14 protein-coding genes and 1 tRNA gene are annotated in these 13,335 nt (G+C 71.4%); 7 read left to right on the top strand and 8 right to left on the bottom strand.

Annotated features, from left to right (window positions below; all coding sequences use genetic code 11):
- Positions 1-104 precede the first annotated feature (104 nt).
- Positions 105-1,280 (bottom strand): glycoside hydrolase family 3 N-terminal domain-containing protein, encoded by a 1,176-nt coding sequence (locus AC3IPY_RS09750; protein WP_489184099.1) that lies wholly within the window; start codon positions 1,278-1,280, stop codon positions 105-107.
- Between the two features lie 79 nt (positions 1,281-1,359).
- On the opposite strand from AC3IPY_RS09750, the gene AC3IPY_RS09745 reads away from it, so the two are divergent.
- The 6 genes from AC3IPY_RS09745 to AC3IPY_RS09720 all read left to right on the top strand — a co-directional run bounded on the left by AC3IPY_RS09745 (position 1,360) and on the right by AC3IPY_RS09720 (position 7,662).
- On the top strand, positions 1,360-2,517 hold the full coding sequence (locus tag AC3IPY_RS09745; protein ID WP_489184098.1) for an aggregation-promoting factor C-terminal-like domain-containing protein: 1,158 nt from the start codon (positions 1,360-1,362) through the stop codon (positions 2,515-2,517).
- A gap of 7 nt (positions 2,518-2,524) precedes the next feature.
- Positions 2,525-3,406: an oxygenase MpaB family protein gene (locus AC3IPY_RS09740; protein WP_489184097.1), complete on the top strand. Its 882-nt coding sequence runs from the start codon at positions 2,525-2,527 to the stop codon at positions 3,404-3,406.
- Positions 3,406-3,900, top strand: a complete 495-nt coding sequence (locus AC3IPY_RS09735) for an Lrp/AsnC family transcriptional regulator (protein WP_489184096.1) — start codon at positions 3,406-3,408, stop codon at positions 3,898-3,900. The genes AC3IPY_RS09740 and AC3IPY_RS09735 overlap by 1 nt, the downstream gene beginning before the upstream one ends.
- Before the next feature lie 107 nt (positions 3,901-4,007).
- Positions 4,008-5,165 (top strand): pyruvate dehydrogenase (acetyl-transferring) E1 component subunit alpha, encoded by a 1,158-nt coding sequence (gene pdhA / locus AC3IPY_RS09730; protein WP_489184095.1) that lies wholly within the window; start codon positions 4,008-4,010, stop codon positions 5,163-5,165.
- Positions 5,162-6,190 carry an alpha-ketoacid dehydrogenase subunit beta gene (locus AC3IPY_RS09725; protein WP_489184094.1) on the top strand — a complete coding sequence of 343 codons (1,029 nt, stop codon included), beginning with the start codon at positions 5,162-5,164 and terminating at the stop codon, positions 6,188-6,190. The genes pdhA and AC3IPY_RS09725 overlap by 4 nt, the downstream gene beginning before the upstream one ends.
- Positions 6,187-7,662, top strand: a complete 1,476-nt coding sequence (locus AC3IPY_RS09720) for a dihydrolipoamide acetyltransferase family protein (RefSeq protein WP_489184093.1) — start codon at positions 6,187-6,189, stop codon at positions 7,660-7,662. Before AC3IPY_RS09725 ends, AC3IPY_RS09720 begins: the two co-directional genes overlap by 4 nt.
- 110 nt (positions 7,663-7,772) lie before the next feature.
- On the opposite strand, the gene AC3IPY_RS09715 is transcribed toward AC3IPY_RS09720, so the two are convergent.
- The 3 genes from AC3IPY_RS09715 to AC3IPY_RS09705 all read right to left on the bottom strand — a co-directional run bounded on the left by AC3IPY_RS09715 (position 7,773) and on the right by AC3IPY_RS09705 (position 10,119).
- Positions 7,773-8,312 carry a hypothetical protein gene (locus tag AC3IPY_RS09715; RefSeq protein ID WP_489184092.1) on the bottom strand — a complete coding sequence of 180 codons (540 nt, stop codon included), beginning with the start codon at positions 8,310-8,312 and terminating at the stop codon, positions 7,773-7,775.
- A 99-nt stretch (positions 8,313-8,411) separates the two neighbouring features.
- Positions 8,412-9,032 carry a TMEM175 family protein gene (locus AC3IPY_RS09710; RefSeq protein WP_489184091.1) on the bottom strand — a complete coding sequence of 207 codons (621 nt, stop codon included), beginning with the start codon at positions 9,030-9,032 and terminating at the stop codon, positions 8,412-8,414.
- Between the two features lie 178 nt (positions 9,033-9,210).
- On the bottom strand, positions 9,211-10,119 hold the full coding sequence (locus AC3IPY_RS09705) for an alpha/beta fold hydrolase (RefSeq protein WP_489184090.1): 909 nt from the start codon (positions 10,117-10,119) through the stop codon (positions 9,211-9,213).
- A gap of 68 nt (positions 10,120-10,187) precedes the next feature.
- Between AC3IPY_RS09705 and AC3IPY_RS09700 the strand changes: the two genes are divergently transcribed.
- A complete protein-coding gene (locus tag AC3IPY_RS09700; protein ID WP_489184089.1) occupies positions 10,188-10,664 on the top strand; it encodes a MarR family winged helix-turn-helix transcriptional regulator in 477 nt (158 codons plus the stop codon).
- 234 nt (positions 10,665-10,898) lie between these two features.
- Here AC3IPY_RS09700 and AC3IPY_RS09695 read toward each other — a convergent pair.
- From AC3IPY_RS09695 to nadD, 4 genes are all read right to left on the bottom strand, one after another.
- Positions 10,899-10,971 (bottom strand) — tRNA-Ala (locus AC3IPY_RS09695).
- A 90-nt stretch (positions 10,972-11,061) separates the two neighbouring features.
- The gene (gene rsfS / locus AC3IPY_RS09690; protein ID WP_489184088.1) at positions 11,062-11,430 is read right to left on the bottom strand and encodes a ribosome silencing factor; all 369 of its coding nucleotides are present in this window, start codon (positions 11,428-11,430) and stop codon (positions 11,062-11,064) included.
- Positions 11,431-11,474: 44 nt separating this feature from the next.
- The gene (locus tag AC3IPY_RS09685) at positions 11,475-12,725 is read right to left on the bottom strand and encodes a hypothetical protein (protein ID WP_489184087.1); all 1,251 of its coding nucleotides are present in this window, start codon (positions 12,723-12,725) and stop codon (positions 11,475-11,477) included.
- Positions 12,722-13,285 carry a nicotinate-nucleotide adenylyltransferase gene (nadD, locus tag AC3IPY_RS09680; RefSeq protein WP_232057466.1) on the bottom strand — a complete coding sequence of 188 codons (564 nt, stop codon included), beginning with the start codon at positions 13,283-13,285 and terminating at the stop codon, positions 12,722-12,724. The genes AC3IPY_RS09685 and nadD overlap by 4 nt, the downstream gene beginning before the upstream one ends.
- Positions 13,286-13,335 lie beyond the last annotated feature (50 nt).

Genomic DNA, 13,335 nt, shown 5'->3' with positions numbered 1-13,335 from the left:
CGGTGTCTCCGTGTTTCGATGTCGTCGTGACCCGTCTCGGCCACACACATGCAAACGTATCGAAACGCCGCTCGTATTCCCCGGTTCGCGAAATACTTCGTACGTCAGGAGATCGAGGTGCGCCGCAGGGTCAGCACGCGCTCGACCGCGTCGTCGAGCCTCGCTTCTGGAATGCGCCCGTCGGAGACTGCGTCGGCGATGGCCCCGACGAGCCCGTCGACCGAGATGCCGACGTCTGCGGGGTCGGCCGGCAGCACATACAGGAGCAGGTCGGCCCCTGAGGCGATCGCGCGGATCGCGTTCTCGTACGGGTCGGCGTACTCGGCCAGACCGTTGTCCTGCAGCATGAGCATGTCGTCGGTGACGACGACGCCGTCGAAGCCGAGGTCCTCCCGCAGGATGCGGTGCCACTCGGTCGACAGGGACGCCGGGGCGGCGTCGACCGAGGGGTAGGCGAGATGCCCGGTCATCACGAGCTCGGCGCCGGCAGCGATGCCCTGCTCGAACGGGATCGCGGGCCCCGCGCGCCATTCGTCGAGCGTGAGCGGGGCGGTCGGAATGCTCGAATGCGAGTCGCCGGGCGCCTGGCCATGCCCCGGGAAGTGCTTGAGCGTGCTGAAGACCGTGCCGTGCTCGCCGGTCACGGCGGCGGCGACCCGCTCGCCCGCCGAGGCCGGGTCGGTGCCGAGCACGCGCGAGGCGATGAACGAGTCGGGGTCGTCGGTCTCGTCGGCGACGATGCCGAAGTTCACGGTGAGGCCGGATGCCGCGAGCGCGGCCGCCCGGTCGGCGAAGGCGCTCGTCGTGGCCGTTGGGGCCTCGGCGCGAAGCAGGTCGGCGCCGGGTGCGTCGTCCCATGGCAGGCGCTGCACGTCGCCGCCCTCCTCGTCGATGGCGATGAGGGCGGGCGCTTCGGGGTCGGCCTGTGCGGCCACGGTGAGGGCGGCGAGCTCCTCGGGCGTCGCCGGAACGTTGTCGCCCATGAGGATGAGGCCCGAGACGCCCTGCTCGACGTAAGCCCGCAGGGGCGCAGGATCGACGCCGGGCGCGTGCAGCATGAGCACGGCCGCCGCCTTCTGCTCGAGGCTCAGCCGCGACATCCGCTCGTCGACGAACTGCGCGACGGGATCGACGGGCGGCGGTGTCGATGTCGGCGTCGCGGAGGGCGTCGAGGCGGTGCCCGGCGTGGTGCGATCGGCCGTCGACGCGGGGGTGGCGCAACCGCTCAGCACGGCGATCGAGAGCACGGCGGCGGTGGTCAGGGCGAGCCGAATGCGCATCCGACCGAGTCTACGCTGCGTGTCCGCCAGCCGATGGCGAGGGTGCTGGGTAGAGTGGCCGGGCTCGGAGGGGGTGTTCGTGCGGGGTCTCATGCGTGGTTGCCTGACGTTGGCGCTCATCGCCGCCCTCGTCGTGCCCGCGACGGCCGCGCACGCCGAGGACTACCCCACCTGGGACGAGGTCGAGGCGGCGAAGGCGAAGGTCGGCGCGAGCGAGGCCGAGGCGGACCGCATCACCGCGTTCGTCGACCAGCTCGAGAGCGAGGCCGGACGCCTGGGCGACGCCGCGGTCGAGGCGGCAGCCGCATCGGCGATCGCCGAGCAGGCGAAGGCGGATGCCGCGGCTCGCGCCGAGACCCTCCGGACGCAGGCGACGGCCGCCGCGGACGCGGCAACCGAGGCCACCGAAGCGCTCGGTCGCACCGCTGCGGTGCTGGCGCGATCCGGCGGCGCCGATGTGGGCCTCCGGCTGCTGCTGGACTCCGACGCCTCGGGGCGACTGCTCAACGGGCTCTCGCGGGCGGCCCAACTGACGAACGTGATCGGCGGCGTCGCGGCGCGCGCCGAGGCGGCCGAAGCGGATGCCGCGTTGCTGCGCGACCAGGCCGACCTCGCCGAGGCGGAACGCGAGCGACTCGCCGCAGAGGCCGCAGACGCCGCGGCGGCGGCCGAGGCCGCTCATGCCGCAGCCGAGGCCCGGGTCGCCGAGCAGCAGTCCGCGCTCGACACGCTCTACGCCCAGCTGGCGAGCCTTCGCGACCGATCGGTCGAGGTCGAGCGTCGTTATCGCATCGGCGAGCAGGAGGCGCGCGAACGTGCCGAACGCGAAGCGGCGGCGGCCGCCGCCGCAGAGGCCGCTGCCGCCGCGAGCGGTGGCGGTGGCGGTGGTGGCGACGGTGACTTCGAGGCTCCTCCGCCCGGCATCGACGTCGACCCCGGCAGCGCCCAGGCGTACGCGGCATCCGCCGTCGCCCGCTACGGCTGGGATGACGGCCAGTTCCAGTGCCTGTACTCGCTGTGGATGCGCGAGTCGAGCTGGCGGGCCGACGCCTACAACGCCTCGAGCGGGGCGTACGGCATCCCGCAGTCGCTGCCGGGCAGCAAGATGGCCAGCGCGGGCGCCGACTGGCGCACGAACGCGGCGACCCAGATCGAGTGGGGCCTGTCGTACATCTCCTCAAGATACGGTTCGCCGTGTGCGGCGTGGGCCCACTCGGAGGCCGTGAACTGGTACTGATGGGGTCATGGACGACCTCGACGAACGTGCGGTGTTCCGGGCGCACGCGGCGGAAGGCGTGCTGCTGCTCGGCGGCGGTGCGGCGATCCTGCTGCAGCTCGCGGACCCGCGGGTCGCGCACGGCGTCGCCCGACACAGCGACTTCGCCGCACGGCCGTTCGACCGGCTCTTCGGCACGCTCGACTACGTCTACGCGGTCGGATTCGGTGACGAGGCGCTCGCCGCCGAGGCCGTCCGCCGGGTGAACGCGCGGCACGTTCCGGTGCGCGGTGTCGCGGCAGGTGCCGGGCGGCCGGATGCCGCGAGCCGGGCGGCTGCCGTGGGCGAAACGGATTCCGCCGAGACGGATGTCGTCGGCATCGAGTACAGCGCGTTCGACGCCGACGCGCAGCGATGGGTCGCCTCGACGCTGCTCGCGGTCGCGCTGGACGTGCACGAGCGGGTCTGGGGCCCGCTCGCCCCGGAGCGCGCCGACGCGATCGTGCGCGGCTACGCCCCGCTCGGGTTCAACCTGCAGGCGACCCGGCAGGGGTGGCCGACGACGCGCGCCGAGTTCGACGCCTGGTGGGTGGCGAGGCTCGCGACCCTGCGCGTGGGCGATGAGGCCCGAGGGGTCGCGCGCACGCTGTTCGGGGCATCCGCCGCCCTGCCGCCGGGTGCCGGCCTCCTGCTGCCGCCGCTGCGCCTGGTGACCGCGGCGCTGCTGCCGCCCGCGATCCGGGACGGCTACGGCTTCCGGTGGACCCCGCGCGCGGCGCGCGTCGCCGAGGCCTGGCTCGCCACCGTGGCCCGGATCTGGCCGCTGCTCCCCCGGCGACTGCGCGATGCGCCCATGCGGGTCTCGCTGGAGCGCGCCCGTCGCCGGTACGCTGAGCAGCGAGGACGATGATGACCGACCACCACCGCAACGCAGATCCGATCGACGGCATCGACCGCCGCATCGTCGCGGAGCTCAGCCGCGACGGGCGCCTCTCCGTGCGCACGCTCGCCGAGCGCGTGCACATCTCGCGCACGGCGGCGCACAATCGCGTGCAGCACCTCATGCAGCGCGGCGTCATCACCGGCTTCGGCGCCCAGATCGATCGCAAGGCGATCGGCCTGAACATCTCGGCGCTCGTCGTCGTGCGCATCGGCGGCGACGCTTCGTGGGAGGCGATCGCGGCCAAGCTCGCGACCCTGCCCTTCGTCGAGAAGGTGCAGGCCGTCTCGGGCGACATCGACATCATGCTGACCGTGAGCGCGCCCGACCACGAGCAGCTCAGCCAGGCGATCCTCCGCGACATCCACGACCTGCCCGGCGTGGTGTCGACGAGGTCGCATCTCATCCTCGCCGAGATCGACGGCAGGCCCCCCGCGCAATCGCTGGACATCTGGCGCGCCTGAGGGCCGCGCGGCGGACGAACGGCCCGCGTTTCGCGGTGGCGGAGCCGATCGTTCACCCTTTGCGCGAACGCCCGCCACGAGGCATCCGCGCGTTCCACGATGGAGCCATGAGCCTCAGCGTCGAGCGACCCGATACCCGCACCCTGCCGTCCCAGAAGCCGATCCGGCTCCTCGACAACGCCGGTCACGCCGTGCGCGGCTCGGCCACGGGCGGGTTCGAGCTGCCCTCCCCCGCGATGCTGCTCGACCTCTACCGACGCATGGTCGTCGCGCGTCGCTTCGACGTGCAGGTCACGGCCCTCACCAGGCAGGGCCGGCTCGCGACCTACCCTTCGGCCCTCGGCCAGGAGGCCTGCGAGATCGGCGCGATCTCGGCGCTCGAGGCGCGCGACTGGTTCTTCCCGACGTATCGCGACAGCGTCGCGCTGCTCACGCGCGGCATCGCGCCGGGCGACATCCTCGCCTCGTTCCGCGGCGACTGGCACAACGGCTACGACCAGCACGCGCACCGATGCGCCTCGCAGGCGACCCCGCTCGCGACGCAGGCGCTGCACGCCGTGGGCCTCGGGCACGCCGCGCGGCTGCGCAGCGACCCGATCGTGGCGCTCACGATGCTCGGCGACGGCGCGACGAGCGAGGGCGACGCGCATGAGGCGTTCAACTTCGCGGCGGTCTGGCAGACGCCGACCGTCTTCGTCGTGCAGAACAACCAGTTCGCGATCTCCACGCCGATCGCGCGCCAGACCCGCGCCGCGACCCTCGCCGACAAGGCCGTCGGCTACGGCATGCCCGGCTTCCACGTCGACGGCAACGACGTCGCCGCGATGTACGCCGTGACGCAGGCGGCCGTCGAGCGCGCGCGTTCCGGCGGCGGACCGACCCTCATCGAGGGGCTCACCTACCGTGTCGAGGCGCACACGAACTCCGACGACCCCACGAGGTACCGCGCCGCGCGCGACGTCGAGCACTGGAAGCGCCGCGATCCCATCGAGCGGCTCGAGCGATACCTCGTCTCCGAGGGGGCGCTGAGCGAGCAGGTGCGCACCGAGATCGCGGATGCCGCGGAGCAGGTCGCCGCCGACACGCGCGAGGTCATGACCGCGGAGGCCGACCTCGATCCGCTCGAGCTCTTCGACCACGTCTACGCCCGGCCGCGTGCCGCCCTCCGCGAGCAGCGGGATCGCCTCGAGGCCGAGCTCGCCGAGGCATCCGCCCAGTCGTCGGCATCCGCCGCGCCCGCCGCACCCGCAGGGGTCGCCCGATGACCGCGACGACGACCGACGCACGACCGGAGCCCGCGGCATCCGCCCCTTCGACGCTGACGATGGCCGGGGCGCTGAACGCCGCACTGCGCGACGCGATGGCGGCCGACGACCGCGTCGTCGTCTACGGCGAGGACGTGGGCCCGCTCGGCGGCGTCTTCCGCGTGACCGACGGCCTGCAAGCGACGTTCGGCGAGGACCGCATCTGGGACTCGCCGCTCGCCGAGTCGGGCATCGTCGGCACCGCGATCGGCATGGCGATGTACGGCCTGCGGCCGGTCGTCGAGATGCAGTTCGACGCCTTCAGCTATCCCGCATTCGAGCAGATGGTCTCGCACGTCGCGAAGATGCGCAATCGCACCAAGGGGCGGATGCCGCTGCCGATGGTGGTGCGCATCCCCTGCGCTGGGGCGATCGGCGGGGTCGAGCACCATTCGGACTCGTCGGAGGCGTACTGGACCGCGACGCCCGGCCTCACCGTGGTGATGCCCTCGAACCCGGCCGACGCGTACTCGATGCTCCGCGAGGCGATCGAGGGCGACGACCCGGTCGTGTTCATGGAGCCGAAGAGCCGCTACTGGGCCAAGGACTCGCTCGAGCTCCCGGTGCGCACGGCTCCGATGGATCGAGCGGTCGTCGTGCGCGAAGGCTCCGACGTGACCCTGCTCGCGTACGGCCCCACCGTGCGCACGGCCCTCGAGGCCGCGGATGCCGCGACGGCCGAGGGGCTCTCGATCGAGGTCGTCGACCTCCGCAGCCTCTCGCCCTTCGACGATGAGACCGTCTCGGCTTCCGTACGCAAGACGTCCCGCGCCGCAGTGATCCACGAGGCGGCGCAGTTCGGCGGCTACGGCGCCGAGGTCGCCGCACGCGTGACCGAGCGCAACTTCCACCACCTCGCCGCTCCGGTGCTGCGCATCACGGGATTCGACATCCCGTACCCGTCGCCGAAGCTCGAGGAGTTCCACCTGCCCACCGCCGACCGGGTGCTCGCCGCACTCGCGACCTGGGAGTGGGACCTCGCATGACCCGCGACTTCATCCTGCCCGACCTCGGCGAGGGCCTGACCGAGGCCGAGGTCGTCGCCTGGCTCGTGCGGCCCGGCGACGAGGTCGCGATCGACCAGCCCGTCGTCGAGCTCGAGTCGGCCAAGTCCGTCGTGCAGCTGCCGACGCCGTTCGCGGGCGTGGTCGCCTCGCTCGGCGGCGAAGTCGGACAGGTGCTGCACGCCGGCCAGGTGCTGCTGAGCCTCGAGCCGCTGGGGGCGTCCGCACCGGGTGTGCCGACGGCGTCGGGCAGTGCTTCGGATGCCGCGACATCCGACGCTGCGGTCGCGCCGACCGCCGCCGCACCGGCCGAACCGGGCGTCGTCGTCGCCGCTTCCGCGCGGGCCGATGAGTCGGGTGCCGTGCTCATCGGCTACGGAACCCGTGCGAGCGCCCCGACCGTGCGCTCCTCCAGTGCGCCGTCGCGGTTCGGCCGCGGACGCGGCTCCTTCGCCGCGCCTCCCACTCGTTCGGCCTCGACGCCCGCGTCGGCGCCCGCGTCGACCGCGATCCTCGAGCTCGACCCCGCCCGGCGCTCCCCCGTGGTGTCGCCGATCGTGCGCAGGCTCGCCCGCGAGCACGGCTTCGACGCGAGCCGGCTCCAGGGAACGGGCCCGCAGCACCTCGTCGTGCGCCGCGACGTCGAGTCGTTCATCGCCGGCCTCGACACGGCGGGCGCGGCCTCGGTCGCGCCGACGCCGATGGTGGGCCACGAGGCATCCGCCCCTCGCGTCGTGGCCAGCCCCGACTCCGCTGCGGGTGCCGGCGAACGCCGGGTCGCCCTCGACCGCGTGCAGAAGGCGGCCGCCGCGCAGTTCATGCGTTCGCGCCGTGAGATCCCGGATGCCACGGTCTGGATGGACGTCGACGCCACCGGCCTGTTCGCGGCGCGCCGCGACCTGCAGGCCGCGACCGGTGAGGGCTTCGGCGTCACCGCGCTCGTGGCCCGCTTCACGGTCGCGGCCCTGCTGCGGCATCCGTCGCTGAACGCGGCCTTCGACGCCGAACGCGAGGAGATCATCTTCCACGACGATGTGCACCTCGGCATGGCTGCGCAGACCCCGCGCGGACTCGTCGTGCCGGTCGTGCACGCCGCCGGGCGGATGTCGCTCCGCGGCCTGCGCGACGCGATCGCCGAGCGCACCGAGCAGGCCTCGTTTGGGCGGTTCCCACCGTCGGCGCTCACCGGCGGCACCTTCACGCTGAACAACTACGGCACCCTGGGCGTGGACGGATCGGCGGCGATCATCAACCACCCGCAGGCGGCGATGCTCGGCATCGGGCGCATCATCGAGCGGCCGTGGGTCGTCGACGGCGCGCTCGCGGTGCGACGGGTCACCGAACTCACGGTCTCGTTCGACCATCGCGTCTGCGACGGTGCGGAGGCCGCGGCCTTCCTCACCGACGTGGCCCGCGCGATCGAGCACCCGGTGTCGCTGCTGGCCGATCTCTGACGGCGGCCCGAACGGCCGAACGGCCCGGCTCCTCGATCGCTCGAGGAGCCGGGCCGTTCAGTCCTTCGCGTGCGTCGTGCGCCGTGTGCGCCTCGTGCGCCTCGCGCCGATCAGAAGAATTCGTCGGGCGTGCCGGCGGCGCGCTCCACGTCGCGCGTGTCGACGGCCGCACCCTTGAGCTTGGCCACCGCGACCCGGAGGCCCGACTCCATCTGTGCGGCCCATGCGTCGGACTCGCGTGCACTCGTCTCCGCGGCACGGGCGCGGGCCTCGGCAGCCTCGGCGGCGTGACGCGCCTCACTCACCTGACGCAGTGCGAGCGAGATGCCGTAGTAGGCGGCCACCATGGTCGCGATGGGGGCGGCGATGATCGCGAGCGCACTGATCGCCTCACCGGTCGGGCTGAAGGCGATGACCAGCGCGAAGGCGAGGAACAGCACCACGATGGCCACGAGTACGACCAGCATGAACCGCAGGTCGCGGCTCCAGACCCGGGGCTTCGCCGCAGGTTCGGCCGTGACCTCGCGCTCGGTCGTGCCGTCCTGCAGCTCGGGGAAGCCGTCGTCGGGCAGGCCCGACTCGGCCTGCGACACCGCCGGCTCGCTCGAAGCTCCTTGGCTGTAGACCGGACGAGTGCTCGCGTCGCTCATGCTCTCCCTGCTTCCCGTGCGTTGCTGACACCCAATTCTGTGCTCCTCCCCGAAGGGGGTCAAGGAACCGCGCCGCGCTGCCGAAAGCCCCCCACGGAGCTATCTGCGAAGCGCCGGGATGCTGCGGCGGAGCACATTCGTCACCGGCGCCGCGGCGAACAGGAGCAGCACCCACAGCATGCCGGCCGAGGGAACGAGCACGGCCAGCACCCCGCAGACGACGAGGATGACGAGCACGCCGAACGCGCGACCGAGGTCGATCTGCTCCCGTGCGCCCTCGGCCAGCAACTCCGGATGCCGGCGCAGTTCGAACTCCATGAGCAGCATCGCCGTCGTCGTGACGAACATCGTCCCGATGTAGACCGCGTCGAAACTGCCGTCGTCGGCCGAACTCGTCGACACGGCGTTCGCCGCGAACGGCAGGAACACGATGCTCGCGAGCCACAGCATGTTCGCCCACATCAGCCGCAGCGAGTAGTCGCGCACGAGTTCGAACACCTGATGGTGGATGACCCAGAACCGGCCGATCACTGCGAAGGTCACGACGAAGGCGACGAATGCGCCGAAATTCTCGGCGACGAATTCCCCGAAGTGCTCGTCGCCGATCTCGCCCGCCAGATCGACGAGCGGCAGGATCAGGAGCGTGATGGCGATCGCCACGGCGGCGTCGGAGAAGTTCACGAGCCGATCGAGGCCGCGCTCGGTGCGTGCCGGTGCCATGCCCACCCCCTCGCGGGCGCGGTGTGCCCGCCGCGCTCCCGAAGGTCACACTACCGCGTGGGCCGCCGATGGACCGAGCGGCATGCGAGACGACCGAGGTGCCCAACGCTTTCGATCAGCCTGGTGTTGCCGAACCATGCGGGGCTGCGGGGCTCGCCGTGGCCGCTCGCGGGGCACATCAACGCTCGCCAACGGCGTTGCCGATGCCATCCACTCGGCCGAGCGCCGCCAGCACGGCGTTCGCGTACGCCGATGGATGGGTCATGTTGCCGTTGTGCCCGCCGGGGAACTCCAGCAGCTGCACGTCGCGGAGTCGCGCCAGACGCTCGGCGCAGAGCCGATCGAAGACGGCCCGGGGCGTCAGGCCGCCTACTGCGGGCATGATGCGTACAGGCGTCTCGCGCAGCTCCGCCGGATCCAGACGATCCGCGGCGATGGCCGAGAAGTCGACTCCCAGGAAGTGCGAGAAGTTCATCGCCCGCCGGTCATCCAAGGCGGGGAGCATGACATCCGGCTCGGTCTGCTGGTTCGAGGGATCGATGCCGAGGGTCTTCGCCATGGGCGCGAGCGCTGCCCGCCAGCCCTGCTCGTGGAAGACGTTCTGGCAGTGCTGCAGCTCGGCGCGGTGCAGCGCCGCCTCCTGCTCTGGGAGCAGCCACGGCGCAACCGGCTCGTGCGCGATCAGCGCGGCGAGCAGATCCGGACGCTCGACCGCGACGTGCAGGCCGATCACCGCTCCGATGCTGCAGCCGAGCATGACCGCGGGTTCCTCGGTCAGCCCGTCGAGCCCGGAGTCGCGCACCGCATCGATCAGGCGGATGGCGTCGTCGGCATGCGTCTCGATGGTCACAGGCCGGTTCTCCAGCGGCATGCTGCGGGAGAGTCCGCGGCGGTCGTATGTGACGACCGTGTAGTAGCGTGCGAGCCGGTCGGCGAGCTGCGCACTGCGATCTGCGTCGCCCTCGCCGCTCTCCGAGATCAGTAGAAGTGGTCCGCTACCACGGGTCTCGTAGTAAAGGTCCATTCCGGACAGTGCCACAGTTGCGGGACGACGGATGAGCGAGTGTTCCTCGATGGGGAAGGTCATGAAGCTCACGATACTCCATCATTCTTGATGCATCAACACTGATGTATCACCTTTGATAGTATTTGAGCATGGACCCCGTGGAACTCTTTCTTCTCGGCAGGCGTTTGATGAAGATCGCGGAGAGCGCGCTTCCGGACCTCGGTACGGGCTCCGTCGGCAACCGCACGACGCTGCTCGCTGCCAGCGAGATCGCAGGGCACCCTGGCAGCACCGTCGGAGAGATCGCAGCGCGATCGGGACTTCCGCAGAGCGCGATCTCGCAAGCCGTCGCCCGCCTGGTGAAGGCGGGCTCCGTCGTCAGCGAGCCCGATCCGGACGACGGCCGGCGCACACTCCTGCGTCACGCCGACGAGACATCGGAGCGGGTGGCCGAGATCCGCGCCACCAGTATCCGCCCTGCACTGGAGACCGCCACCGGTGGGGCGGACGCGGCGTCGCTCGACGTCATCGAGCGCGCACTTCGACAGCTGTCGACGGCGTTGCGCCCGCGCGAAGCCGCCCGGCTCCACCCGGCGGGACGAACGGCAACTGCTGCAGAGAGTTGATTCGACGATCTCGACGCGGGGCGTGTCGAGGTGCTCGTGTGCGTCGGGCAGCTCGCTGTCGACGGGGTCCAGGAGTGCGGCACAGACCCCTGGTACTCCACCCGTGGTCTCACGCAGGGATGGATACCTGTGGAACCTCGTCCGAATCCACAATCCACACAGGACCAAGAGGCCCTACACGCGCTCATTCCACGCAAAAACCCCTGATGAACTTGCGTTCATCAGGGGTTTCGGTGGATCTGAGGGGACTCGAACCCCTGACCCCCTGCATGCCATGCAGGTGCGCTACCAGCTGCGCCACAGACCCGTTCTGCCTCGCTTGAAGCAACGAATTGAGCTTACACCAGCCTCGCGCCCGGAACGAAATCGAGGGAAGCTCGGCTGGCCGCTCTCCTCGTCAGCCGGCGAGGAGGGGTTCCAGAGGCACGGCCGGGCAGTCGAGCCAGAGGCGCTCGAGGCCGTAGTACATGCGGTCTTCGGGATGGAAGACGTGCACGACGAGGTCGCCGAAGTCGAGCAGGATCCAGCGGCCGGTCGAGTGTCCCTCGCGGCGCAGCGTCTTCGAGCCGGCGTCGCGGAGGACGTCTTCGATCTCGTCGGCGATCGCGATGACGTTGCGCTCGCTCGTTCCGGTCACGAGGAGGAACACGTCGGCGAACGGCAGGGGCTGCGAGACGTCGAGTGCGACGAGATCGTCGCCGCCCTTCGAGTCTGCGGCGCGCGCCGCGATGGCGAGCGAGTCGAGGGCGTGGTCGGATGCGGTCATACGCTCGTTTCCGGTCTGGAATGCATGGCTGATGGATCGCGGACTCAGAAGAGTCCGGTGAGGGCCCCGATGACCAGCGTGGCGACGACGCCGAGCGCCAGGACACCGGCGGTGACGGCGAGCACGAGCGGAACGTTCATGCCCTCCTTCGAGGGCGGGGCCATGACGGCCTTCGCTGCGCTCTGCGTGCTGATGGCACGGGTCGCCGACACCGGTGCGCCGGCGGTCGCGCCGTCTTCGACCTGGTCGAAGAGGCGGTCGACGTCTGACGAGTCGATCTGGCTGGGGTGCACGCCGGTCGCTCCGAAGCTGCGAGGCAGGTCGATGGACCCGGTGACGATGATCTCGCCGTTGTCGGCGAGCGGCGCAGGGATGCCGGCGTGGTCGGGAAGCGTCGGGAGGATGAGCGCGTTCGTGGTGGTCGGCACGCCGCGACCGACGCCGCCCCGCGAGAGCACCTGGTCGTACGGCTGCGCCTCGACGGGTGCGTCGAGCTGCGAGGTCCAGTGGCCGACCGGCTTCGCGGCGGCACTGGGCTGCTCGGCCGCGGATGCCGCGACCTCTTGGTGCGGGATCGGCTGGCGCGGCACGGTGTTCGGCGCCGGCGCCGGCGCCGGCGCCGGCGCCGGCGCTGCGGTCGGTGCGGCGGACGAGCCGGCCGGAGGGACAGGTGACGACGCTGCCGGGAACGACGTGGCCGCCGGTGCACGTGGCGCGTCCATGGCGGTTGCGCCCGCGATCTCGTCATCGACGTCGTCGAGATCGTCGGCTTCTGTTGCGGTGCTGCCGAGCATCGCCCGGAGCTCTCGTCGGGTCAGCGTGCGCTCGGGGGTCGGGGCGCTCGGCGCGGCAGGTGCGGGCGCGGCAGGCACGGACGGCGCCGGCGTGATCGGAGCGACCGGCAGTGCCGAGATCGGAGGAACGGGTGCGGGCGGGACGGGAGCGGACGGGGCCGGCCGCGCAGGGGCCGCAGGCGCGAAACTGCTCGGCGGCTGCGCCGTGACCGGCGGGAGCGGCGTCGCGGGTGCCGCCGTCGGATAGGGCGAGGGATGCTGGCCGTAGGGCGCGGCCTGGGGTGCTCGAGTGGCACCGTTCGACGGCGTGCCGTTCGCGGGCGCCGGGGCGGCGTACACGGGCACGGGCGCGGGCTGCGACGCCGGCTGGGGAGCGGCCGGAACGATCGGCGTCGCCCCGCTCGGAGCGGTATTCGGGGTCGGCGAAGCTGCCTGCTCCTGCAGGCGTTCGCGCTCGCGCATCTCGCGGCGCGTCAGCTGTGGTTCCTGCGACGACGTCATTCGACACTCCGATAGAGGTGGTGCTTCGAGATGTACTGGACGACCCCATCGGGCACCAAGTACCACACCGGGAAACCCCGGCGCACCCTGTCTCGGCAGTCGGTCGATGAAATCGCCAATGCCGGGACCTCCAACAAGCTTACGTCCTGCTCCGGCAAACCGTGAATGGAGAGGTCATGTCCCGGTCGACTCACAGCCACGAAGTGGGCGAGCTCCCACAGCTCGGCGACATCCTTCCACGAGAGGATCTGGGCGATCGCGTCGGCGCCGGTGATGAAGAAGAGGTCGGCATCGGCGCGTTCGCGTCGAAGATCGCGCAGCGTGTCGATCGTGAACGTGGGCTTGGCGCGGTCGACGTCGACGCGGCTGACCGTGAAGCGCGGGTTGGACGCCGTCGCGATGACGGTCATCAGGTAGCGGTGCTCGGCCTCGGTGACGTTCGACTTGTAGCTCGGCTGCCCGGTCGGCACGAACACGACCTCGTCGAGGTCGAGCGACTGCGCGACCTCGCTCGCGGCGACGAGGTGACCGTGGTGGATGGGGTCGAACGTGCCGCCCATGACGCCGACCCGTGGTCGACGCGCCTCACCGATGGTCACGGCGCCGAACC

This window comes from Agromyces sp. GL_144 (genome assembly GCF_057834305.1).
The sequence above is the reverse complement of the archived record's forward strand: the minus strand, read 5'-3'. Positions and strand labels throughout refer to the sequence as shown.